This is a genomic window from Bacteroides sp. AM10-21B (genome assembly GCF_003472565.1).
Classification (GTDB): Bacteria; Bacteroidota; Bacteroidia; order Bacteroidales; family Bacteroidaceae; genus Bacteroides; species Bacteroides propionicigenes.
Genome location: NZ_QRME01000002.1, coordinates 236,891 through 262,217 on the forward strand (window position 1 = coordinate 236,891; position 25,327 = coordinate 262,217).

Genomic DNA, 25,327 nt, shown 5'->3' on the forward strand with positions numbered 1-25,327 from the left:
ATAGACCAACGTCATCTCTCCATTAAACCACCTTCAATACTAAACGAGGACAAAACTCTGTTTCCAAAAGTCCCCATTGGCTATCATCAGCAGCAAATAAGGCTGTAGACAGCACTTCCCCCACTGTTCCACTTTTTGTAACTACTGCAACAGCCCATTTACCTTCTACCAACTTTCCGGAATTAGGAGTAATAATATGTTTTCGTTTAAAGGAATTGTTACCTGAAACTGTTAAACATTCATTTTGAAGCAAAATCTCTTGTTTTTCTTTTTGCGGAACAACATCCTGCCCAAAACCGACCTTCCAACCATCCGTCAAAGGAGGTTTTCCCAAAGCAAGAACAGAACTGTTACCCATATTCACTAAAGCATCCTGCACCCCATAAAATTGCAAAATCCCACGTATATTCTCCAAAGCATACCCCTTCAAAAAGCCAGAAAGATTAATATTGATTCCAGGATGTTGAAGAAACAGCATATGACTCTCCGGAAACAATTGAACCCCTAAAATCGTATCCGAAGTATAATCTGCTGAATGAACAGTGACATCAAAAAGACCATTAGTGCGGGTATTACAATCCATACAAAATGCAAGTATATTGTAAAGTTCATCACTAACCGATTGCGGATATATAGCAGCCATCTGATTTAGCCGTGCCAACTCACTGCTTGTGTCATAACAATTACCTAACTTTTCTATATGGCATAACCGTTCATAAATCTCATTTACCACAACTAAAAACTGTTTCTTACTCTGGTGACCGCATAGTACAATATCAGTACGTGTATGCATAGATGAAAACCAGGCATAAAATATACCACCATAAGCAGGAGAATATTTATAATAATTCTGAATAATACCAATAGTTTTCTGCTTCATGCCTCTATTAAGACAATAAAAGAGAGTATATCAGAAAACTTTTACTTATTCTTAGATATACCCTCTTAAATATAAAATTAATTACAGTACTCTGATTTTAATATTTTTAAACCAAACCTCATCACCATGGTCTTGTAATAGAATATTCCCATATTCCGAATTACCAAAGTTCTCCCAATTCCTATACTTACTATACGCAACCAAAGCATTCCACATTTCATTCTGACGAGTATATTCCAACAGTTTTACTCCATTCAGCCAATGTTCTACACGATTATCTTTCACAATAATCATAGCCGTATTAAAATCCTTCTTGTTAAAAAGTTTATTTGATGGAGCAGGAATTAAATCATAGAGTGAACCTAATTTTCGATTACCTTTTACTCCTAATTTGGCATCAGGGTGCTTATCATCATCTAAAATCTGGAATTCGCAACCGATAGCTGACCCCGCCCCTTTATTCATATCCGGATTAACAAAGTACTTTATACCACTATTAGCACCCTCAGTAATCTTAAAGTCCACTTTAAGAATGAAATTTTTATACTTCTGCTTTGTTATTATATCACCACCATTTGCAGACTCTGCACCAGCACTTTTTAGGACTTTAAGAATACCATTCTCCATTACCCAGCCTTTCTCTGGGAAAGCATCCAATTTTGCACCTCTCCAACCTTCTGATGTTTTACCATCCCAAAGAAGCTGCCAACCATCTTTCGTCTCATTTGGAGAAAGAGTATTAGAAATCACATTTATTTCCGGTGCTTTGACAGTTGTCGCATAACGCTCTACATCTGTAGTACAAATGCGTATATTCTTCCAACAGACAGTTTTTCCTTCATCAGCGACATTTACAATAGCGTGTACTTGCAAAGCGATAAAACCGGAAGGGGTCATATCATCCCAAATATTAGCACAAGGAATTCCATTTATCCATGTAGCAATAGAGTTGCCAATCGCTTCAATACGAGCTTTATTCCATTCCTTATTTTTAAAAGCTGTTTTGGCCAACGGGTTTTGAGTCAACGGATAAAGCCAATTGCGGCGAGCCTCATCATAAATGCCACCAGACCAAGCACGTGCAGAGGGGTCTATTTCAAACTGATAACCATGCACACGACCGCTTTGATAATCTTTCTTACTTTCACTACGCAATTGTACTCCGGAATTCAACCCCTCATCAATCTTAAATTCAAACTCTAAGATAAAATTGTCATATTTTTTTTGGGTAGCCAAAAAAGTATTGGGTGTCCCTAACTTCGAGGTACCCACAATTGTACCATCTATAACTTTATACTCAGCTTTTCCATTCAATCTTTTCCAACCCCTCAAATTTTTACCATTAAAAATATATTCCCAATTCTGTGCTTGCATAGCCAAAGCACAAAATAGACACAAAAACAATAAATAAATTCTTTTCATATTGGTTACATTTATTAAATTAGCCACTATAATCTATAATATTCATCCCAGCCTTTACGAGGTGGCACTCCAACCAGCATCGCATTAGCAAATTCATTATTTGTAATTTGCTTCATACGCGAGTCAAAGAACAATTGAGTATTCAAGCGCTGTGCTATCACCCCTAAAGAAAAAACCTGGCTTAATACTCCATTAATTTCAAATGGAGAACGGGTCTTTTCCTGCCCCATACAAGCCAATAAGAAGTTTTCAAAATGGTTAGACGGGCTTTTAGGTACGTCCGGAAGCTTATTAGCCATCTCTTTAGCCTTCTCTTTCGGTATAATAGAAAGAGTGCTACCATGGCTTCCTCCTTTAAAAATCAGATCCTTAGTATAAATAATCTTACCCGGATTCAATTTGGAAGCCGGTGTATCTCCTTGATTAGTTTTAGGAATATTCGGATCCAAGCCAGATACACCATAACCAATAGGGAGAGGAGGCAGGTTATCTAAGCCATCATACCAAGTAATATCAACCGGAGGCATCCCTTTACGCTGTGGAAAACGGAATAAAATAGTAGAAGAATAAGGAAAGAAGTAATCATTATGTCCATTAGCGTATTGCATTGATACCTCATACGGCAATCCTAACTCTAAGAATTCATGAACCGTATCCAAAATGTGAGCTCCCCAATCACCTAAACATCCCATTCCAAAATCATACCAACAGCGCCACTGTCCTAAATGATAATCTTTATTATATTCATGATACGGAGTCACCCCCAACCATGCATCCCAATCCATATCATTAGGTAATTGCTGCCCTACCGGAAGTTTATAAATACCGGTATCCCAACCATGCCAGCGACGCGGGTTATTCATATGCGCTGTAACAGCTGTCACATCTTTAATTATACCTGCATCCATCCATGCCTTAAACTGAAAATAATTAGCTTCCGAATGTCCTTGATTTCCTACCTGAGTAGCCAAATTAGGACGTTTCAGTGCTGCTTGCATAAGTAGTTCCGCCTCATAGAATGTACGCGCCAAAGGCTTCTCCACATAAACATGCTTGCCTGATGCCAAGGCTAACATACTAATGGGAAAATGAGAGTGATCGGGAGTAGCAATAGCTACTGCGTCAAAATCGTTACCAGCTTTATCAAACATTTGACGAAAATCACGAAAACGCTTCGCTTTCGGATACATATTCATTACTTTCTGAGTATGAGGAGCTCCCATATCAACATCACATAAAGCTACCACTTCTACCATACCGGTACGAGCAAAATCTCCAATAATTTGCTCTCCACGATTTCCAATACCAATATAGGCAATCTTCACTTTATCTGCAATCTTTCTTTGTGATGTAAAAGTTTGAGCCCCCAATATATCCCCTGCTCCTAACGCTAATCCTGCAGAAGCCATTGTCATTGTCTTTAAAAAATCTCTTCGTGTTGCCATATTTTTCCAGTATTTATAAGTTATTTATTGCATATTTTCTTTTTAAAAAAAAATATAAACAAGATTCTCACTCCATAAAAAAAGAGGCGTAATACAGTCCATAGTACATAAAGCGCACACGAAAATGTAATGACATAAAAAAAAGAAGTCAACAGTTCCTGAAAAGAAGTCTTATAAGCAATTATGGCATACAAGTTCAGTAAATTGGCTATCGCAAAACATATCAGCCAAGTAAATAATTCATTTTTTTTTCGACGTGCGGTAATAAGTGTATCTTTCATAGTTTGTCAGCTTATTTTAGAATGGTGATTTAAATAATCTATTTTGTACTCATCCGGAAAACTAAGAGTCCGTTGTTCTTGCAAGGCTTGATCACCTAATAAGCAAAGCATACTTGCATAATAGCCTTCTTCAGCTATATGCTTAGGCTGTTTTTGGGTAATAACAGCTTCAATAAAAGCTTCCAGCAATAAAGATGTACCATCTGATTTAGGTCTTTCACCCAAAATAAATTCCCCACTGTTCTCATTAGCTGTTTCCGGAGCCCAACTTGTTCCGGCAAAAGGCAAAGAATCAAACACTTTATTCTCCCATTCATTTATCATCTGCAAAAATCCAGGTGCCGGAGGAATATTTTCAAAATAATATTTACCCTTTTCAGGTTCTACCGTTCCCAAACTACCCATTATTTGCTCCTCCAAACCATAAAATTTGTTGGATATAACAGAATCAAATGTCAGTTTAACTCCATTCTCAAATACATATATACAGCTTACATTATCATATACTTCCCGACCATCTTTCCAATAAGTTATTGCCCCATGTCCCATAACCTTATCCGGTAATTCTTGCAAAGCCCAACTTCCTATCTGCAACTGGTGACAAGCTAACTCTGTCATCAGCCCTTTAGAATATTCACGATATAAACGCCAATTGATTAATCGTTCTAAATCGGGTGAAGGAACTTCCCTCCGCCAATCTCCATTCCGATACCAAAACGTACGGATCGCATTTATTTCACCAAAGATCCCGGCATGAATCATTTCCATTGCTTTAATATATCGTGGATCGAACAGTCGTTGTTGCCCTGTAAAAAACACTTTATTTGTACTAATATGTTTTTTATAAATGCGAAAACATTCTTCCATTGTAAAGCCTATAGACTTCTCACAAAACACATGCTTACCAGCATCGAAAGCATCCAACACTATCCGACAATGGGAATTAAGAGGAGTGGCCACCAATACCGCATCAATGGTGTTATCTTCTAATACCTTCCGATAATCGGTATATACCTTGGCATGTGGAACTAAAACTAATGCTTTTTCTATAGAAGGCTGATAAATATCACATAACGCCACAATCTCTACCTTGGGATTTTGTAATAAGAAACTCATTAAGAAACGCCCTCTTGATCCAGGACCAACAATTGCTAAACGGCACTTTTCATTGGATGTTTCCACAACTTCCGAAAAAGCCGAAAGCCATGGGCTCACTGACAACAAAGTTCCCGCTCCTATCATTCCCAAATTTCTCAAAAAATCACGTCGGCTAATCAATGTATCTTTCATAATTAAACCATCTGCAAATAAGGTTATACAAGTAATTATATCAAAAACCAATTTTACTGTACAACATTAGTAGAATACAATTACTCTACAAAAATATCAAAAAAAATATATTTATTTATATGATAACTCCACCTAATATTTTTGAACAGTCAATTCTCATAATATACTTCTTTGAAAGAATTTAATATTTGAACAAAAAATTAAATCCTTACTATATAAAAAACGAAACTCCTGGAAAATACAGAAAAACACTATTTACTAAGTAAAAATTATTTTCTACGCAGCAAGCACTAGGACAAGTATGAAATCCGGGGAAGAACTATTAAGCCTTACCCCAAATACAGAGCAAAACAAACTTAACATCATTACAACTCTTTTATTCACACCTGACAATCCTTTAATAAATATTAGCTAAAACGGTATGAAATGCCATTTTAGCTAATATTTGATATGTATTTAGAGTCGTATACTCAAAAATACACAAACTCTAAATACACATTTTATCACACATAATTAATAACCATAATTCTGAGGATTAGGATCCGCCGGTTCCAAACGATCTATATGTTTCTGTGGAATAGGACGAAAACGATGAAAAGGTTTAATGTTTTCTCTAGCAAGTTCATTACGTTCTTTTATTCTTTCCACAAAGAAATCCGCACCATTACGGACTAATTGTTCAAAACGATGCAATTCACCTTCCATTTCACGACCATATTCATCTAAGAAAAATATAAGTTTTTCTTCTTCATCCATTTGGCTTATAAAATCAGCCGATACTTTCATTTCCTCAATAGTAGATTTACTAATGTCTGCAAGATTTCCACCATCATATTTATAAAAATTAGGCGTTTTCATTTCCCCATCTTTCCATGCTGCACGTTCACGTACTACATTCAAAGCAGCAGCTGAATTGGTATAATCTCCTTTCAAAGCAAACGCCTCTGCCAATATGATATATGTTTCAGCCAAACGATAACAGAAATAATCGCGATAACCACTTTGATCATTAGCCGATGTGCGTCGGCTGTCTAAATATTTAATCAATGAAGGATAAGTATTTCTAATGCCATCACGATCTCCTCTCTCATTCAGTCCTGGTCTATTAATTGATTGCATCGGTATATACCAATATGGCTCTATAGCGCGTGCATAAGCTAATTTCTCAGATTTTGTTCCTGTTGAAAAACGCTTATCTACGTCTTCCATGGAAAATACAATTGCAGTATCTCCTATAGTATAACGATTTTTACCTTCTATTTTTCCAATATTAGTAGGATCAAAATTACCAACCGCATTAGAAAAACTTTCCCAAGGGACATTTGGCTCAGAATTACAATAATATACCCAAATATGTGATTTATATAAGCGTGCATCTATTAGTTTTCCATGCTTATTACTCATATAATATTGAGGACCATACAAACCGTCATCCTCATATAAAAAGGGAGTAGGTGAAGCTCTTCTCCAAGGGCGTCCTGTTATAAGATCTCGTCCAATACCATTGCTTACACCCCATTTTACTGTTTCAGAGCCCCTTCCGTTTACGGTATTCAAAGGCATACCTTCTGCCTGACTAGTAAACATCATATGGAGCCAGTTTCCTCCTGTATTCACATCCGTAGCTAATTGATTATTATAGAAATGATCAGTAGAAAATTGAATATTAAATAATACTTCAGAACCTGCATAATCATCAGGAGTAGGACCTCCTGTTTTAGGATCAAAACGCCATAAGTCAGAATAATCCGGAGCTAAGTTATGCAAACTTCCACTTCCAGCTCCAGCACCGAAATGACACACGGCACTTGCATATTCAATCACCTTATCAAGATCAGTATTCTCCCCTCCTCGTTCTTCATTCATATGAGTATCAGACTGATTACCTGCCCATTTCTGGCTATAGCGAAACATATAAGCTTTTGCTAGCAAATGACCTGCTGCACCTTTACTTGCACGTCCATAATCTCCCGTTACCTTACCTTCAGCATCCGCCCAAGGTAACAAATTATAAGCATCAGTAGCGTCGTCTATAATTTGCTTCCACACATCTTTTTGAGGTGCACGTGTAAAATTAAATGTTGGTTTATCTACCGGTTCTAACACCAATGGACAATCGCCATAATGAATCGCCAATACCGAATAGTAATACGCACGTAAGAATTTTAATTCTCCTTCACGGATATTTTTTATATCTTCTTTCATTTCCGTATTTGAAGCAAGATATTGTAATCCCAAATTGACACGTGCTACCCCATTATAACAATCGGTCCAAAAAGCTGAAAAAGTTTCATTTGAGGGATTCATCGTAGAGGTATAAAGAGCAAAATCTGTACCTCCATCACCACCAATAGTATACATATCCGTACCTATCTCTTGGAAAATAATACCCGAAGGCGTATTGGATGTTGAGAACATACCACGTCCATTCTGATAACATGATGCAACAAGAGACTCTACACCTGCAGCTGTCTCATAATGACTGTAGTCTGCATTATAACCCTTTTCATCTAGGAAATCCGAACAGGAAGTTAGGCTAAATCCTAACAGACCTACAATGAATATATGCTTGAAATGAGTTTTCATATTTATTATTTATTGATTAAAAAGTTAGATTAACACCAAATATATAATTTCTCATTGTCATTGGATCGTTATATGCTTCTTGTTTACGATCCCACGTGCGTCCCGCCTTAACAGAACCTTCCGGGTCATTATTAGGATAACCTGTTATAGTAAAAGGGTTTTGTAACTGTACATAGAAACGCGCCCTTTCCAATCCTGCATATTTAATGATATTTTTCGGAAGGCTATAACCCAAAGTTATGTCTGAAATACGAACAAAATCTCCTTTATTATACCAATAGGCCTCTCTATTAGGTTGATCAGCATCCCCCTTAGACGGTTTTCTGAATTGAGTCTGAGTATTCTCTGGCGTCCAATAATCTGCATAACGAGTATTCATACGGCCATCATGACCTACTCCCGGATCACAATAAATAGTATGTCCAAACATACCATACATAAAAATATAGAGATCAAAGTCTTTATAACGGAATGTATTTCCCATACCAGCTGTCCATTTAGGCATTTTCTGCCCACGGAAAGTTCGGTCATAAGCATCAATTTTATAATTACCATCTAAATCAACAAAACGTAAATCACCTGGCTTATAAGAATGTCCATTAGCATTGAATTTTGCCATCTCTGCCATATCTTCTTTAGAATACCCCCACACGTATTTCGTGTTTACATAATCATAAAAAGTATCTACAGGATGACCAACAAACCACATATTGGCAACATCTTCTTTTAATCCACTAGCTAATTTTACAATTTTTTCTTTATTGGTAGCAAATTGCAATGAAGTAGTCCAGCTAAAATCTTTTGTTTGAAAATTTACAGTTTCTAATGTAACTTCAAGACCCTTATTTTCAGTCTCTCCAACATTTTCTGTAATACTACCAAAGCCTGAGACTTCTGGAAGAGCACGTGGCATCAACAAATCATATGTATTTTGCTTATACCACTCAATACTACCAGAAATACGCCCATTGAAAAATCCAAAATCTAGACCTACATTATACTGTCCGGTTGTTTCCCAACCTAATACCTTATTAGAAAGTGAACTTGGTGCATAGCCTAAAGCTCCTATGTTACCCCAGGTATAACGACTACTACTGATTTTCCCAACTGTTTCATAAGGATTAACAGCTGAGTTACCAGTCTTACCATAACCAAAACGAAGTTTTAAGTTACTAATATTACTAATATTATCTTTAATAAATGATTCATCGGAAATACGCCATGCAACGGCTACTGATGGAAAAGCTACCCATTTATGCCCATCAGCTAATCGAGAAGAGCCATCATAACGTAAAGAAGCCGTTACCATATATCTATTATCTTTAAAACCATAAATTGCACGCCCCATCCATGACATCAAGGTCCATTGGGTAAAATTGCTGGTAACACCTTGTGTCGTAGCACTACCCAAATTATAATATAATTGCGATTCTAAAGGAATACCTACACCACTAGCGGTAAGAGGTTCTTGCGTAAACTTTTGAGTTGATTGTACAGCTGTCAGATTCAGGCTATGTTGTCCAAAGGTTTTAGCATATGAAAGAATATGTTCCAAGGTCCAACCTCTATCAAAAACAGCTTTTTGCTCAGCCTTAGCATTACCAAATCCTTGTGAAGTTGATGCTTTAGCATAGAACATTTGTTCTTGTCCACTATAATAATCAGTACCAAAATTAACACGATAAGACAGACCATTGTTCAGTTTAATCATGGCATAAAGAGTAGCATCAATACGGTTTCTTTTGGTTTTGCCTTCTGTTCCAGTAAAATCATAAAAAGGATTCCATAACATTCCTTCACCAGTTGGATGAGGAACCAATCCTAACGCGGGATCACCATCTTGAGTTACATCACCACCTACACCATAATCGCCACTACCTCCTGGAGAATAGTACGGAGTACCAAGAGGATTCCAATTACCACCAACCCCAGTACCATTGAAATATTCCCAATAAGCAAAGTTAGTTGTAGCTCCCATGGTAATATATTTACCCAAATTTTGATCCAAATTCATACGTAGCGTATAGCGTTTACGATAAGAGCGTGGTGTGATACCCTTATTATCCATAAAAGAACCTGAAATGAAAACTTTGGTATTCTCGTTCCCGCCACGGATACTAATATTATGGTTATGTGAAATTGTTTCATCACGCATACCAGCACCTTGCCAGTCAAAAGTACGTAATTTTGAGGGATCATATGTTCCACCTTCCCAAGCACGTTTTACAGACTCCAAAACATATCCAGAAATATCACGTGAACCTACATATTCCAATCTTTGATCATATTCCCAATTAGGGGTCATAGAAGGATAAGTACAACTAGGATCTATAGAATAACCGCCTTCTCCATCATATATATAATTGCGGTCTGCCTCACGTAAATATTCCAAATATTCTGCTCCATTGCGCACACGTCGATATTCATCCACTTTACCTATAGAAAGATATCCATTATACTCAACATTCACTTTACCAACTTCACCTTTTTTAGTAGTAACCAAAATAACACCATTGGCACCGCGCGCTCCATAGATTGCTGTAGCAGAAGCATCTTTTAAAATCTCAATAGATGCAACATCTGAGGGGTTTAACACATCAGATCCTCCATTTACAGGTACACCATCTATAACAAACAAAGGTTCATTGCTAGCTGAAATAGAACGATTTCCACGAATACGAATCATAGGTGTATCATTCAACCCTCCACCGGCTACCATAACACCCGCAGCCTTACCTCGCAAAGCTTCTTGTATATTAGTAGGTGCAGTAGCCATCAAATTCTCAGCTTTTACTTGAGTAATAGCTCCTGTAAGATCACGTTTTTTTGCAGTACCATAACCTACTACTACTACTTCATCCAAAGTTTCAGTATCTTCTTTCAATATTATTTCTAAATTCTTTCGTCCGGCAATATCCACTGTTTGTACTTGATAGCCAATGAAAGAAATTCGAAGTTTTCCTTTTGGAGAAACATTCAAAGAGAAATCACCGTTAATGTCTGTAATAGTACCATTAGTAGTACCAACTTCTGTTACGTTAGCGCCAATCACGGCCTCTCCTAAGACGTCTTTTACTGTACCTTTTACAACTTGATTTTGTGCATTCGCCCATATTGCTACAAAACAAAGCAAAAATGGCAACATCAATTGTTTAAAATAAAAAATAGTGTTTTTCATCATTAAAAAAAACTTAGTTAATATAACAATATGTATTTTGTAATATTTGTGATAAAAATATTACAACCTTCCCGTGATAAACCATCGTTTATCGAAGAAATAGAGAAGACAATATTATTATTAAGCGTTCTTAGGGATATATTTCTATATAAATACTAACTGAACTAATAATATTATCAAAGAACAAGCAAAATCTCATATGTAGAGATTTTGTACCACATAATTATTAAATGCAATTATAGTAGCATACAACCCTATCATGCTACCCACAAATTCGCCAACCATAACAATACAGAAGTTATTATCATAAGCATTTCTACATAGCAATACCCAATTTTCTTCTTCACTCAAATAGTTAAAATAGTATTTTGATTGCAATAATATGAAATATGTTTATATGATAAAAAAATATATATTACATATTTCTTTGATAATATTACATATTTCTTATTTATGTTACATTTCTTATTCTATACATAACACACCAAAATCACAAGCATTTGCAAATTAAATACTTACAAACCACGTTTATATTAAACAAGAGATATATAAGAAAAATATAGAAAATATAAACTCTATCACCAATTTCAGCCTTTATTAACTTTAAATCTAATACAGTGGGAACGCATTGCGTGACATAGGTTTCTTGCTGAAAAAAACGTTTGCCAATATCTTCTTTATTTAATGTACCGAACTGAAATATTCCTAACAATTCCTATCACTTCCGTCTCAGAACTATCTTTAAAGAAAAGTATTTCCATAATAATGGCAGAAAACGCAGATGGACCTATGATACTACTCTGTTCTACTCATTTTGGTAAAACATCTGTTCGCTCCGATAACAACAGCAACTTATATTGGCTTATACAATTATCTTTACCTCGTAATATAATTAACTCCAAAACGTCTGCGTACTATCAAAATAATAAATAAGAAACTTGCAAAGAATTATAGCACTAAAGTAAAGTTAGCCTTCTCGACTATAGTATGTGAATATTATGTTTTTTTCCAGTGGCTTCACCACTATTTTTCTCATTATTTCTCAGGGTAATAATAATCTAGTTATCAGTATTGTGATAGTCAGTTATGTACCTACAATATCTAAAATCTATCAAAAATTGGCAAATAAAAATAACATATTTCATGTTAGGAGATGCTTTATATCAAAAGTCTTACCTCTGTCATTATCACCGATATTTACATCACTATAATTCCCTACCTATAATAAGACCAGCTTTATCATATTTCAATTATCTTTGTCCACACAAGAATAATTGAAATATGATAAAGTTTATAAGATACCTATTCCTTGCCTGGATATCGGCTATAACCTTGAGCGGATGTCACCATCAATCCTCCTTACAAACTATTGCGACAGAGACGGTTCGTACAGACACCACACCCTCCATATCCCCTGCCAATAGCAAGAGTAAAATAGCTGCTTATTTGGATTCGCTCGGTTTCATCAATATTGCCGAAGCTGATACTAGTATCGCTATAGACCTGATGTACACTCGTACCGATAATTTCACCGGGCAGATATTATATGAGGATTTGCACGAGGCTTACCTTCATCCCGAAGCAATGGAAAGCTTGCTGCAAGCCCAAAAACTTTTAAAAGGAATACAGTCCGATTACAGTCTCATCGTTTATGATGCAGCACGTCCTATGTCCGTCCAGCAAAAGATGTGGAATACCGTAAAAGGAACACCCAAATACATATATGTATCCAATCCTGTACGGGGTGGCGGACTGCACAACTACGGACTGGCTGTTGACATCAGCATCATTGATGCCCAAGGGCAACCGCTGCCAATGGGTACTCCGGTAGATTATTTCGGCAAGGAAGCCCATATCACCGGAGAAGAACAATTAGTGCAAACCGGCAAAATTACCATACAAGAACTGAAGAATCGCCAACTCTTGCGTAAAGTGATGAGAGATGCAGGTTTCCACCCGCTCCCCAGCGAATGGTGGCACTTCAACCGCGTCAGCCGGCAGATAGCCAAAGAGAAATACCACATAATTCTGTAGATTATCTTTATCTTTGCACCGCTACTCAAACAATGCCATGACACTGACTGAAGAAACCCTCCGTTTTATCCGCGAACACCGCAAAGACGATGTACGCAACCTCGCCTTGCAGGCACGCAAATATCCGACAATAGACATACCTGCCGCCATCATCCAGATTGCAGGACGTCGAGCAGCTGAAGGGAAAATACCCACTTGGGCAGAGCGGGAAGATATTCTCTATCCGGCACATCTTTCTATGGAACAGTGTTCGTCGGAGATTACGGCACGCTACAAGATGGAGATAATCTTAAAACCAGAAGACAACAATCGCAAAACCTTTACCGACCTGACAGGCGGTTTCGGTATTGACTGTGCTTTCCTGTCTACTTGCTTCAAGCAAGCTGCCTATGTGGAACGTCAGGAAGCATTATGCGAAATTGCAGCTCATAATTTTCCGCTTTTAGGGCTTAAGCACATCGCAGTCTGCCATGAAGACAGTATCCGATATCTTCAAACAATGTCCCCTGTTGACTGGATATTCATAGACCCTGCCCGACGCGATGGACATGGAGGAAAAACAATCGCTATCAGCGACTGCGAACCCGACGTTTCCGCTTTGGAAGACTTACTGCTTGAGAAGGCATCGCACGTTTTGGTTAAACTGTCTCCCATGTTGGACCTGGCTCTTGCATTACATGATTTGAAACATGTGCAAGCCGCCCATATCGTTTCCGTTAATAATGAATGCAAAGAGCTCCTCCTTGTATTAGGGCATAAAACAAATTTATCCTCCGAGGAAACTCCTATTCATTGCGTCAATCTCACAGCCTCACAAAAGACTCAACACCTCCTGTTCACCCGGCAGCAAGAAAAAGAGCATTCATGCCCGTACACTTCCACACTGAAAGCATATTTATACGAACCTAACGCATCCATTCTGAAAGCCGGGGCGTTCCGCAGCATTTCATCTATATATAATGTAGAAAAACTGCACCCTAACAGCCATCTTTATACCTCCGACGAGTATATACTGGACTTCCCCGGACGTAAATTTCACATCACCGGTAGCAGCGGTCTCAACAAGAAAGAGTTTAAAGAACTGATAGGTACTGAAAAGAAGGCCAACCTCACAGTGCGCAACTTCCCCGCCAGTGTAGCCGAACTGCGAAAACGGTTGAAGCTGGCGGAAGGCGGAGACACCTACCTGTTTGCCACCACCCTTGCCGATGAAAAGAAGCTATTGATTGCCGGCAAACAACCCTGAGGTATATTGGCAAACGGGCATAGCCGCTACCTCAAGTAACTGAATTGTAACCGTATTGTTACGCCTTCTTCAAAATCCCGTAAAACAGACGTAACCCCATACCTGTACTTTTGCCGCAAATTATTAACAGATAATAACAGGTATGAAACAAATTGTAAGAGCATTCTTATTTTTGCTCCTATTCGCAACAGCCGGCAATATGACCATGGCTGAAGAAAAAGCAAACGTTGTTAAACAAGGTACGGTACGTGGCCGTATCATTGACGTGGCAAAACAAACTCTCCCGGGTGCTTCAATCTATATCGAGAAACTACACACTGGCGTGACGAGTGACGTCAACGGCTTCTACACATTTCCCAACCTCGACCCGGGAACTTATACAGTGAAGGTGAGTTATGTAGGCTACTCGCCTGTAGAACTGAAAATCACTATTCCTGCCGGACGCACTTTAGAGAAAGACGTAGTACTGAACGAAGGTGTCGAACTGCAAGAAGTAGTTGTAGGCGGCGCTTTTCAAGGACAACGCCGCGCCATCAACGCTCAGAAGAGCAATTTGGGAGTAACCAATGTAGTATCTGCCGACCAAGTAGGTAAATTCCCCGACTCCAACATCGGTGATGCCCTGAAACGTATCTCCGGCATCAATGTACAATACGACCAAGGAGAAGCCCGTTTCGGGCAAGTCCGCGGAACGAGCGCCGATCTAAGTTCCGTAACTATCAACGGTAACCGTGTACCCTCTGCCGAAGGTGAAACCCGTAACGTACAGCTCGACCTAATTCCCGCAGATATGATTCAGACTATCGAAGTAAACAAAGTGGTCACTCCGGATATGGACGCCGATGCCATTGGAGGCAGTATCAATCTGGTAACAAAGAACTCTCCCTACAAACGTTTCATCAGCGCCACAGCCGGAACCGGCTACAACTGGGTAAGCGACAAAGCACAGCTCAATCTCGGTTTTACCTATGGTGACCGTTTCTTCAATGACAAGCTGGGTGTCATGCTTTCAGCTTCCTACCAGAACAACCCTGCCGGAAGTGACGATGTAGAAATGGCTTATGAGAAAAACGACAATGACGAAATAGTAATCGATGAATATGAAGTGCGCCAATACTACGTTACCCGCGAACGCCAAAGCTACTCACTGGCATTGGACTGGGAAATCAACGCCAATCACCGATTGGACTTCAAAGGAATCTTCAACAACCGTAACGACTGGGAAAACCGCTATCGTAAAACATATAAGTGGGATGATGATACCGCCAATGAATACGAAGTGATTTACCAGACCAAAGGCGGTTCTCCGAACAACCGCAACGCTCGTCTGGAACGCCAGCGCACCATGGACTACACTTTGGGTGGAGAGCACCTCTTCGGTAAACTCCGCTTTGACTGGAAAGCATCGTATGCACAAGCCGGAGAAGAACGTCCTAATGAACGCTACATCGGCTTCAACCGCGAAGGTGTAGAAATGACAACAGACTTCAGTGATTTACGCAAGCCTTATATGCGCCCGGTAAAAGCCGACCAAATCGTACTGAACAGCGATGACTTCGGGCTGGACGAACTTACCGAAAGCTTTGAGGACATCAAAGAGAAAGACCTCAAATTCAGCGCAAACTTCGAACTTCCGCTCGCCAAAGGCAAGTTCTCCAATAAATTGAAATTCGGAGCCAAAGTGGTAGACAAAGACAAAAAGAAAACTATCACTTTCTATGATTACGAACCGACAGAAGATTATGAAAGTACTTTCCTTGCCGATGCAATGGCCAATCTGCAAAACCAAGACCGTAACGGGTATATGGCAGGTGATTACAAAGCCGGTAACTTCGTAACCAAAGAATACCTCGGACGCCTCGACTTCACCAACAATGACAACTTTGAAGGTGAAGAGAATCTGGAAGAGGAAGGCGGAAACTTCAAGGCACACGAAACTGTAACAGCCGGTTACCTGCGCTTCGACCAGCAACTGGGCAAGAAATGGAATATAATGGCGGGACTTCGTTTGGAAAACACCCACTTGAAATACAGCGGATACCAATATGTGGAAAAAGACAAAGACAACGGCATCAAAGAAAGTCTCACCCCGACAGGAGATATTACCGACAGTTACCTGAATGTACTTCCTTCTCTTCTCGTGAAGTATGACGTCAACAGTGATTTCAAGCTTCGCGCCTCATTCACCAACACCATTGCACGTCCCAAATACTCCAACCTCATCCCCAATGTAGTGGTCAAGAGCAAAGACAATGAAATTGAAATGGGCAATCCCAACCTGACCCCCACACTTTCTTACAACTTCGACTTGAGTGGTGAGTATTATTTCAAAAGCATCGGTTTGGTAAGCGCCGGTCTGTTCTACAAAAAAATCAATGACTTCATCGTAGACCAGCGCATCACCAACTACACATACAACAATCACAAATACGACGTACTTACCCAACCCCGCAATGCCGGCGACGCCAATCTGTTCGGAGTGGAAGTAGCATATCAACGTGACTTCGGGTTTATTGCTCCCGCCCTGAAGTGCATCGGTTTCTATGGAAACTACACATATACTTACAGCCGCGTGAACAACTTCAACTTTGAAGGTCGCGAAAACGAGAAGGATCTGCGTATGCCGGGGTCTCCCGAACATACGGCCAATGCTTCACTCTTCTTCGAGAAAGCAGGTTTCAACATCCGCTGGAGCTACAACTACGCATCGGCTTTTATGGATGAAATGGGTGAATCCGCTTTCTACGACCGTTACTACGATGCAGTGAACTATATGGACCTCAACGCAAGCTACACCTTTGGAAAGAAAATCAAGACAACTTTCTATGCCGAAGCCAACAACCTGTTGAACCAACCGCTCCGCTACTACCAAGGCACAAAGGACCGTACCATGCAAGCCGAGTACTACGGTGTAAGAGTGAACGCAGGAGTGAAAATCAATTTCTAAACACTAATTCAAATTGAATAATACTAAAAGCAATGAAGAAAATATTCCTTTTATTACTCGTCGCCCTATTGGGCAATATGGCAACTGCCCAAATCACCGATTATTCCGTATTCGACAGCAAGTTCAACTTCTACGTGGCCAACGACTTGGGACGCAACGGCTACTATGACCAGAAGCCTATTGCCGAACTCATGGGAGTAATGGCAGAGAACGGTACAGATCCGGAATTCGTGCTCGCTACAGGAGACATACATCACTTTGAAGGTGTACGGTCTGTCAACGACCCGCTGTGGATGACTAATTACGAGTTAATATACAGTCACCCTGAACTGATGATAGACTGGTTTCCCTTGCTGGGCAACCACGAATACCGCGGCAACACGCAAGCCGTACAAGACTACTCAAATATCAGCCGCCGCTGGACTATGCCTGCACGCTATTACACCAAAGTCTTTGCGGACAAAGGCATGACTATCAGGGTGGTTTGGGTAGATACTGCCCCGATGATAGACAAATACCGCAATGAAAAAGAGACCTACCCGGATGCCTGTAAGCAAGACTACAAGCAGCAACTTGCATGGATTGACTCCGTCCTGACTGCCGCTAAAGAAGACTGGGTAATCGTTGCCGGACACCACCCCATTTATGCCGAGACACCGAAAGACGAAAGCGAACGCCAAGATATGCAGTCACGCCTCGACCCGATACTCCGCAAGCACAAAGTAGATATGTACATCTGCGGACATATCCATAACTTCCAGCACGTTCGCGTACCGGGCAGCGACATAGATTATATAACCAATACTTCCGGCTCGCTCAGTCGCAAGGTCAAGCCTATTGAAGGCACTGTATTCTGCAGTCCCGAACCCGGTTTCTCCATTGTGTCCGCCAATAAGAAAATACTGGAACTGCGCATGATTGACAAGAAAGGCAATGTACTGCACACTGTGACACGCAGTAAATAATCCTTTTTAGAGATAAGCCCCATCTACAAAAGGCAAAAACACTTGATGATTTCTTTTTAGGCATGGATTACACGGGATTTCACGGATAAAATTAAAGAGAACCGTGATATCCCGTGTAACCCATGCCTAAAAGAAATAAATAGTAAGCGAGTCTTTATTTTGAGACATCATTATTTCTTTTCCCGCAAATCGTCTTTAGGAATCGTACTCTCGCTTCCGTCACGCGTGGCTATATAGTGCGGAGACATAATCTCTATGCCCGCCTCATTAAATCTATCTTGGATATTCTGATGCAAATCCGAATAAATCTGTGCCAAACGGTCAGCTTCCTTTATATACGCATTCACCTGATACACCGGATACCAGTCACTGAGCGAAGTCTCCAGTACAAAAGGACGCGGATCATCTACCACACCGGGCGTATTCAGCGCCGCCTCTATCAGTAATTGATGCGTCTGCCGCCAAGGGACATCATAACCAATGCTTACTTCAGAATGAATGATTAAACCATATTCACGGGCAGAAGCGCTGTAATTTACGGTATGAGAGGACATGATAAAAGAGTTCGGAATAGTCACCACCTCATTCTTCGGCGTGCGGATACGGGTGACAAGCGGAGTCTTTTCGATAACGTTACCCGTTGTTTCATTCAGTTGTATGCGGTCGCCCAACTTAAAAGGACGCATATAAGTAATAACCAAACCTGCAATAATATTCCCGATAACGGTACTCGACCCAAGCGATACTATCAATCCGACAAAAACCGAAATACCCTGAAACACTCCGGACTTGGAACCGGGCAGATAGGGATAAATCATTGCAATCATAAAAGCATAAAGCAAAAAGCGGATGATGTGGAAAGTAGGTTCCGCCCAATCGGAATAAAAGCCGCGTATCTTCAAGCGTTCGGACTTCACCTCATTGGCGAGGTAATGAACAAAGCGCACCAGATACTTCACCGCATACCATATCACAAAAATAGTAAACAGATTGGGTATATACTCTATGACCGAGGTGAAGATACTCTTCACCGGAATCCAAATATAAGAGAACAACTGATATGCCAAGCTCTTGGTCTGCGGGAAGATGGAAAACAACAACGGAACCGTCAGCAGCAATTGAAGAAGCATGATGACATAACGCAGCAGATTCGAGAGGAAGATAAGCAAGTTAACCTGTTTCTGCGTGTCCAGCAATTCGTAATCTTGGATAGAGAACGGCTTCAGTTTGGTATCTTTCAACTTTTGTATCCGCACTTTCAGTTTCTTGAACAGCCAGATAGTGAGTCTGAACAAGAAATACTGTCCCACCAATACCAAGATAAAGTAAAGGATGCGCTTACCCAACTGCCAAAGACTGTGCTCATCTTTCATTTCTTTCAGCTTATCGACAATAACCTTTCGGTTATGGGCAGCCAACTGGTCACGGGTGCAGTTTTCCCACAAGCCGTCTTGGTCAATAAACGAGGCTATAACCTTGTTGCCATACATGAGGTCGGTAACAATATCGCTGCTCTCCATATATAATGAGTCGGGGCGCAAGTTGAAGCGCTTGCCCAGCTCCAATATGGCAGCGGCATCCATTTCGGCACGTTGCTGAGGAGTATGACCGCCACGCTTGGCATAGAGATAGAACAACGTATCTCCCTCCACCACTACCGGAACACCGGGAGTCACCTTACGCAAAGAGTCGATGCGCTGTCTCTGCTGCAAATGTTTCACAGAATCGGCCGCATAGCTGGCAAGTTTCAGCTGCTCCATTTCCATACGCAGATTGGCTTCGTTCAGCCGGGCAGCCTCCAGTTCCTGCTTTATCGCCGACAGTGACACCGCAGAGTCGGAATCGGCCCTTACCGTTAAAACCGGAGCCAAGCTGTCTCCCTCTATGGCACGAAGCACTTTTTCTACCAATTGTGCGGATGCTCCGTTTACTATCAGTAGCATCAGCATCAAGCACAAGGCGCGAGTCCCTTTCATTTCAATATCTTTTTATCGGTTGTTGTTATAATATAGCTATTCTAAATAAAACTTCAAACATACAGAATGTTTTTCATATTTCATAAAAAATGAACCTGTTCGTTTTATTCTGCTATCGGTTTGCATTATCTTTGTCCGCAAAAAAGATATTCCATGAACATTCTACTACTCGTAGGGGGACTCCTCCTCATCTTATTAGGTGCAAACGGACTGACTGACGGGGCTGCCTCCGTTGCCAAACGCTTTCATATACCCAACATTGTTATCGGGCTGACAATCGTGGCCTTCGGAACATCCGCCCCGGAGTTGACGGTCAGCGTGTCTTCCGCACTGAAAGGCAGTGCAGACATCGCTATCGGCAACGTGGTGGGAAGCAATATCTTCAACACACTGGTGATTGTAGGTTGCACCGCACTGTTTGCCCCGATTGCCATCACCCGGAACACTTTGCAGAAAGAAATACCTTTGTGCATCCTCTCCTCCATAGCCTTACTGGTCTGTGCCAACGATGTATTCTTGAATGGAGACGGAGCCAATATACTCAGTATCACTGACGGCTTGCTATTGTTGTGCTTCTTCGCCATATTCTTGAGCTACACTTTTGCCATTGCCTCACATACCCCCGAAGAAGCGGCAGGTGGCGAAGAGAGCATCAAGCAGCTGCCGCTTTGGAAATCCGTTCTTTACATCTTGGGCGGTCTTGGTGCGCTTATTGCCGGCGGCAGTTTCTTTGTGGACGGCGCAAGCGGCATCGCACGCAGCCTGGGAGTGAGTGAATCTGTTATCGGACTGACGTTGGTGGCAGGCGGCACCTCACTGCCCGAACTTGCCACATCCATTGTGGCAGCTTTAAAGAAGAATCCGGAAATAGCCATCGGCAACGTAGTAGGCAGTAACCTGTTCAATGTATTCTTTGTATTGGGTTGCAGCGCATCCATCACACCGTTGCATCTGACGGGTATTACCAATTTGGACTTATGGGTGCTGGTAGGGTCGGGCATCCTGCTTTGGTTCTTCGGGCTGTTCTTTGCCAAGCGCACCATCACCCACATTGAAGGAAGTATCATGGTACTTTGCTACATTGCATATACGGCATTCCTCATTTATAGCCTGTAAGACCGTATATTTTAAAGTTTTTCATGTATCTTTGCCCACTCATAACAACATACAACTATGGCAATTACAATTAAAAAGGTTTCCACGAAAAAGGAACTGAAACAATTTATCCGCTTCAACTACAAACTGTACAAAAACAATCCGTATTCAGTACCCGACCTCTACGATGATATGCTCAACACTTTCAACAAGAAGAAAAACGCCGCTTTCGAGTTTTGCGAAGCCGACTATTTTCTTGCTTATAAGGAGAATCAAATCGTAGGACGTGTAGCCGCCATCATCAACAATAAGGCCAACCAGACTTGGAACAAGAAAGAGGTACGCTTCGGCTGGATTGACTTTATCGACGACCCCGAAGTATCGGAAGCGCTTATCCGCACCGTCGAAGAATGGGGCAAAGAACGGGGCATGACCCACATACAAGGCCCGTTAGGCTTTACCGATTTCGATGCGGAAGGTATGCTTATCGAGGGTTATGACCAGCTCAGCACAATGGCAACCACTTACAACTATCCTTACTATCCGCAGCATATGGAACGTATGGGGTTTGAAAAAGACGCCGACTGGGTAGAATACAAGATTTACATCCCGGATGCCATACCCGACAAGCACAAGCGCATTTCAGACCTTATCCAACGTAAATATAACCTTAAAATCAAGAAATATTCTTCTGCCAAGAAGATTGCCCGTGACTACGGACAGGCTATTTTTGAACTGATGAACGAAGCATACAGCCCGCTGTATGGCTATTCCGCCCTGTCGCAACGCCAGATTGACCAATATGTCAAAATGTATCTGCCCATTCTGGACCTGCGTATGGTGACGCTGATTACAGATGCCGAAGATAAGCTGATAGCCGTAGGCATCTCCATGCCTTCTTTGTCAGAAGCCTTGCAAAAGTCTCATGGACGTCTGTTGCCCTTTGGTTGGTATCACCTGCTGAAAGCATTGTTCATGAAACGTCGCGCCAAGATGCTGGACTTGCTACTGGTAGCCGTGAAGCCCGAGTATCAGAACAAGGGCGTAAACGCATTGCTATTCTCAGACTTAATCCCTGTCTATCAAAAGTTGGGCTTCGTGTTTGCGGAAAGCAATCCGGAACTGGAACTGAACGGCAAGGTACAAGCACAGTGGGAATACTTCAAGACCGAGCAGCATAAGCGTAGGAGAGCGTTTGTCAAAGCTATATAGAATCGCTATGATATAATGTAAACTCTCCTTTCCTTATTGATAAACATCCGTTTCCTTCATTCCAAATGTAGCAATCCATAGGAGATAAGCCTCTTTTGCTTGTATCTTTTCCTCGTTTTCCAGTTGCGGGCTCGACGGTTGCCAGCTGTGTGCCCGACAGCCCGCAGTTGGCAACCGTCGAGCCCGCAACTGGAAAACGAGGAAAAACTTGTAGCCTAACGGCCTTTTCAATCGTACTTTTCTCCATTAACCATCAAGCAAACTGAAAAAAGTTTCAGGGCATATATTTGTTTGCATAGGTGTTTTGTATTGATTTTCTTATTAACTTTGCGAAATATCAGTGCTTACAATACAAGATGTTTTTCTATGGAAGATAATAATATGACTTTACCATTGGAAAGTTCCGCCGATTACGAAGAAAAGATAACCGGTGCAAATACCGGCAACAGTGAAGTTGAATATAACGAAGATAACATTCGCCACTTGGACGACATGGAGCATATCCGTGTCCGTTCGGGTATGTACATAGGCCGTCTTGGCGACGGTTCGCAAAACGACGATGGTATCTACGTGTTGCTGAAAGAAGTAATGGACAACAGCATCGACGAATTCAAGATGGGAGCCGGCAAACGTATTGAAGTCAATATAGAAGAGAATCTCCGCGTAAGCGTACGTGACTACGGACGGGGTATTCCGCAAGGAAAGCTGGTGGAAGCGGTCAGCAAGCTGAATACCGGCGGTAAATACGACAGCAAGGCGTTCAAAAAGAGCGTCGGTCTGAACGGTGTCGGCATCAAAGCCGTCAACGCGCTCAGCAGCCGTTTCGAAGTACGCAGTTATCGTGACGGAAAAGTACGTGCGGTGATTTTTGAAAAAGGTGTGCTGCAAAGCGATATAACGCAAAGCAGCACGGAAGAAAACGGTACTTACATCTTCTTTGAGCCGGACAATACCCTCTTCCTGAATTACTCCTTTCAGAACCAGTTTGTAGAGACGCTGCTGCGCAATTATACTTATCTCAATACAGGGCTGACATTCATCTACAACGGACAGCGAATCATCTCCCGTCATGGCCTGGAAGACCTCCTGAAAGATAATATGACCAGTGAGGGACTTTATGACATCGTCCACCTGAAAGGAGAAGACATCGAAATAGCCTTTACGCACACCAACCAGTATGGAGAAGAGTACTATTCTTTCGTAAACGGACAGCACACCACACAGGGCGGTACGCATCAAACGGCTTTGAAGGAGCATATTGCCCGCACCATCAAGGAGTTCTTTAATAAGAATCAGGAGTATGCCGACATCCGCAACGGACTGGTAGCCGCCATTGCCATCGATGTGGAGGAGCCGATGTTCGAGAGCCAGACCAAAACGAAGTTAGGCTCCAACAATATGTGGCCCGAAGGCCCGACCGTAAACAAATATGTAGGCGATTTCATCAAAACGGAAGTGGACAACTATCTCCACAAGAACCCGTTGATGTCCGAAATCATGCTGCAAAAGATACAGGACTCCGAGAAAGAGCGCAAAGCCATTGCCGGAGTTACCAAGCTGGCCCGCGAACGGGCTAAAAAAGCAAACCTGCATAACCGCAAGCTACGCGACTGCCGCTTCCACCTGAGTGACGGAAAAGGCAAAGACCAAGAGGCTGAGTCGTGCATCTTCATCACCGAGGGCGACTCCGCCAGCGGCTCTATCACCAAAAGCCGCGACGTAAACACGCAGGCGGTATTCAGCCTACGCGGCAAGCCTCTCAACTCGTACGGACTGACCAAAAAAGTGGTTTATGAGAACGAAGAGTTCAACCTGCTGCAAGCCGCGCTGAACATTGAAGACGGTATCGAAGGACTGCGTTATAACAAAGTGATTGTTGCCACCGATGCCGATGTGGACGGTATGCACATCCGCCTGCTCATCATCACGTTCTTCCTGCAGTTCTTCCCCGACCTGATAAAGAAAGGACATGTATATATCTTGCAGACCCCGTTGTTCCGTGTGCGCAACAAGAAGAAAACAAACTATTGCTACACAGAAGACGAACGGGTGAAAGCGATTGAAGAGTTAGGTCCGAACCCGGAAATCACCCGATTCAAAGGATTGGGAGAGATTTCACCGGATGAATTCAAGCATTTCATCGGTAAAGATATGCGTCTGGAACAGGTATCGCTACGCAAAACAGACTTAGTAAAAGAGTTATTGGAGTTTTACATGGGCAAAAACACCATGGAACGGCAAAACTTTATCATCGACAACTTGGTTATAGAAGAAGATTTAGCATCATGAGAAGAGCAATCTTTCCGGGTACATTCGACCCGTTTACTATCGGCCACTCCTCAGTAGTGCGCCGCGCGCTGACTTTCATAGACGAAATCGTCATAGGAATAGGTATCAACGAGAACAAGAATACGCATTTCCCCATTGAGAAGCGCGAAAAGATGATACGGGATTACTACCGGGATGAGCCGCGCATCAAAGTGCAGTCATACAACTGCCTGACCATTGACTTTGCCAAGGAAGTGGACGCCAACCTGATTATACGCGGAATACGTACGGTGAAGGACTTCGAGTACGAGGAAACCATTGCAGATATAAACCGCAAACTGACAGGAATCGAGACCATTCTGCTCTTTACGGAACCGGAGCTGACCTGCGTAAGCTCCACCACCGTACGCGAACTGTTGCAGTTCGGGAAAGATATAAGCATGTTCCTTCCGGAAGGAATGGAGATGAGTGATGAAATGATTAGTGATTAGTGACGAGGATA

16 protein-coding genes are annotated in these 25,327 nt (G+C 41.5%); 8 read left to right on the forward strand and 8 right to left on the reverse strand.

Translation table 11 applies throughout. The features are described from left to right. Positions 1–22: 22 nt before the first annotated feature. The 7 genes from DW121_RS03060 to DW121_RS03090 form a co-directional block, all read right to left on the reverse strand. Complete coding sequence (locus DW121_RS03060; protein ID WP_117710421.1) at positions 23–880, reverse strand: FAD:protein FMN transferase; 858 nt, start codon at positions 878–880, stop codon at positions 23–25. A gap of 81 nt (positions 881–961) precedes the next feature. Beyond that, a complete protein-coding gene (locus DW121_RS03065; protein WP_117710422.1) occupies positions 962–2,302 on the reverse strand; it encodes a DUF1080 domain-containing protein in 1,341 nt (446 codons plus the stop codon). A 26-nt stretch (positions 2,303–2,328) separates the two neighbouring features. Next, a complete protein-coding gene (locus tag DW121_RS03070; RefSeq protein WP_118323008.1) occupies positions 2,329–3,747 on the reverse strand; it encodes a Gfo/Idh/MocA family oxidoreductase in 1,419 nt (472 codons plus the stop codon). 20 nt (positions 3,748–3,767) lie between these two features. Next, complete coding sequence (locus tag DW121_RS15795; RefSeq protein ID WP_117710424.1) at positions 3,768–4,028, reverse strand: hypothetical protein; 261 nt, start codon at positions 4,026–4,028, stop codon at positions 3,768–3,770. A gap of 6 nt (positions 4,029–4,034) precedes the next feature. Continuing rightward, a complete protein-coding gene (locus DW121_RS03080) occupies positions 4,035–5,318 on the reverse strand; it encodes a Gfo/Idh/MocA family protein (RefSeq protein ID WP_117710425.1) in 1,284 nt (427 codons plus the stop codon). A 513-nt stretch (positions 5,319–5,831) separates the two neighbouring features. Beyond that, a complete protein-coding gene (locus tag DW121_RS03085; protein ID WP_117710426.1) occupies positions 5,832–7,904 on the reverse strand; it encodes a RagB/SusD family nutrient uptake outer membrane protein in 2,073 nt (690 codons plus the stop codon). A 16-nt stretch (positions 7,905–7,920) separates the two neighbouring features. Next, the gene (locus DW121_RS03090) at positions 7,921–11,085 is read right to left on the reverse strand and encodes a SusC/RagA family TonB-linked outer membrane protein (protein WP_233514839.1); all 3,165 of its coding nucleotides are present in this window, start codon (positions 11,083–11,085) and stop codon (positions 7,921–7,923) included. Positions 11,086–12,363: 1,278 nt separating this feature from the next. On the opposite strand from DW121_RS03090, the gene DW121_RS03100 reads away from it, so the two are divergent. The 4 genes from DW121_RS03100 (at position 12,364) to DW121_RS03115 (ending at position 18,274) form a co-directional block, all read left to right on the forward strand. Then, positions 12,364–13,116, forward strand: a complete 753-nt coding sequence (locus DW121_RS03100; protein ID WP_118323010.1) for a M15 family metallopeptidase — start codon at positions 12,364–12,366, stop codon at positions 13,114–13,116. Positions 13,117–13,153: 37 nt separating this feature from the next. Further along, complete coding sequence (locus tag DW121_RS03105; protein ID WP_117710428.1) at positions 13,154–14,362, forward strand: class I SAM-dependent methyltransferase; 1,209 nt, start codon at positions 13,154–13,156, stop codon at positions 14,360–14,362. Between the two features lie 142 nt (positions 14,363–14,504). Continuing rightward, complete coding sequence (locus tag DW121_RS03110; protein ID WP_118323011.1) at positions 14,505–17,309, forward strand: TonB-dependent receptor; 2,805 nt, start codon at positions 14,505–14,507, stop codon at positions 17,307–17,309. A 32-nt stretch (positions 17,310–17,341) separates the two neighbouring features. Continuing rightward, complete coding sequence (locus tag DW121_RS03115; RefSeq protein WP_117710430.1) at positions 17,342–18,274, forward strand: metallophosphoesterase; 933 nt, start codon at positions 17,342–17,344, stop codon at positions 18,272–18,274. 170 nt (positions 18,275–18,444) lie between these two features. Here the strand turns inward: DW121_RS03115 and DW121_RS03120 are convergent, their stop codons facing one another. Further along, positions 18,445–20,250 carry a mechanosensitive ion channel family protein gene (locus DW121_RS03120; RefSeq protein WP_118323012.1) on the reverse strand — a complete coding sequence of 602 codons (1,806 nt, stop codon included), beginning with the start codon at positions 20,248–20,250 and terminating at the stop codon, positions 18,445–18,447. A 153-nt stretch (positions 20,251–20,403) separates the two neighbouring features. Between DW121_RS03120 and DW121_RS03125 the strand changes: the two genes are divergently transcribed. The 4 genes from DW121_RS03125 to coaD all read left to right on the forward strand — a co-directional run bounded on the left by DW121_RS03125 (position 20,404) and on the right by coaD (position 25,316). After that, positions 20,404–21,366 carry a calcium/sodium antiporter gene (locus tag DW121_RS03125; protein WP_118323013.1) on the forward strand — a complete coding sequence of 321 codons (963 nt, stop codon included), beginning with the start codon at positions 20,404–20,406 and terminating at the stop codon, positions 21,364–21,366. A gap of 57 nt (positions 21,367–21,423) precedes the next feature. Further along, positions 21,424–22,557 (forward strand): N-acetyltransferase, encoded by a 1,134-nt coding sequence (locus DW121_RS03130; RefSeq protein ID WP_117710433.1) that lies wholly within the window; start codon positions 21,424–21,426, stop codon positions 22,555–22,557. Positions 22,558–22,938: 381 nt separating this feature from the next. Continuing rightward, the gene (locus tag DW121_RS03140; RefSeq protein ID WP_369834365.1) at positions 22,939–24,846 is read left to right on the forward strand and encodes a DNA topoisomerase IV subunit B; all 1,908 of its coding nucleotides are present in this window, start codon (positions 22,939–22,941) and stop codon (positions 24,844–24,846) included. Beyond that, entirely contained in the window at positions 24,843–25,316 is a 474-nt protein-coding gene (coaD, locus tag DW121_RS03145) for a pantetheine-phosphate adenylyltransferase (protein WP_117710435.1), read from the forward strand. Before DW121_RS03140 ends, coaD begins: the two co-directional genes overlap by 4 nt. Positions 25,317–25,327 lie beyond the last annotated feature (11 nt).

Coding starts and splice junctions, on each gene's coding strand:
- DW121_RS03110 (WP_118323011.1), top strand. CDS start 14,505: ATGAAACAAATTGTAAGAGCATTCTTATTTTTGCTCCTATTCGCAACA.
- DW121_RS03085 (WP_117710426.1), bottom strand. CDS start 7,904: ATGAAAACTCATTTCAAGCATATATTCATTGTAGGTCTGTTAGGATTT.
- DW121_RS03080 (WP_117710425.1), bottom strand. CDS start 5,318: ATGAAAGATACATTGATTAGCCGACGTGATTTTTTGAGAAATTTGGGA.
- DW121_RS03120 (WP_118323012.1), bottom strand. CDS start 20,250: ATGAAAGGGACTCGCGCCTTGTGCTTGATGCTGATGCTACTGATAGTA.
- DW121_RS03060 (WP_117710421.1), bottom strand. CDS start 880: ATGAAGCAGAAAACTATTGGTATTATTCAGAATTATTATAAATATTCT.
- DW121_RS03105 (WP_117710428.1), top strand. CDS start 13,154: ATGACACTGACTGAAGAAACCCTCCGTTTTATCCGCGAACACCGCAAA.
- coaD (WP_117710435.1), top strand. CDS start 24,843: ATGAGAAGAGCAATCTTTCCGGGTACATTCGACCCGTTTACTATCGGC.
- DW121_RS03140 (WP_369834365.1), top strand. CDS start 22,939: ATGACTTTACCATTGGAAAGTTCCGCCGATTACGAAGAAAAGATAACC.
- DW121_RS03125 (WP_118323013.1), top strand. CDS start 20,404: ATGAACATTCTACTACTCGTAGGGGGACTCCTCCTCATCTTATTAGGT.
- DW121_RS03100 (WP_118323010.1), top strand. CDS start 12,364: ATGATAAAGTTTATAAGATACCTATTCCTTGCCTGGATATCGGCTATA.
- DW121_RS03115 (WP_117710430.1), top strand. CDS start 17,342: ATGAAGAAAATATTCCTTTTATTACTCGTCGCCCTATTGGGCAATATG.
- DW121_RS03090 (WP_233514839.1), bottom strand. CDS start 11,085: ATGATGAAAAACACTATTTTTTATTTTAAACAATTGATGTTGCCATTT.
- DW121_RS03130 (WP_117710433.1), top strand. CDS start 21,424: ATGGCAATTACAATTAAAAAGGTTTCCACGAAAAAGGAACTGAAACAA.
- DW121_RS15795 (WP_117710424.1), bottom strand. CDS start 4,028: ATGAAAGATACACTTATTACCGCACGTCGAAAAAAAAATGAATTATTT.
- DW121_RS03065 (WP_117710422.1), bottom strand. CDS start 2,302: ATGAAAAGAATTTATTTATTGTTTTTGTGTCTATTTTGTGCTTTGGCT.
- DW121_RS03070 (WP_118323008.1), bottom strand. CDS start 3,747: ATGGCAACACGAAGAGATTTTTTAAAGACAATGACAATGGCTTCTGCA.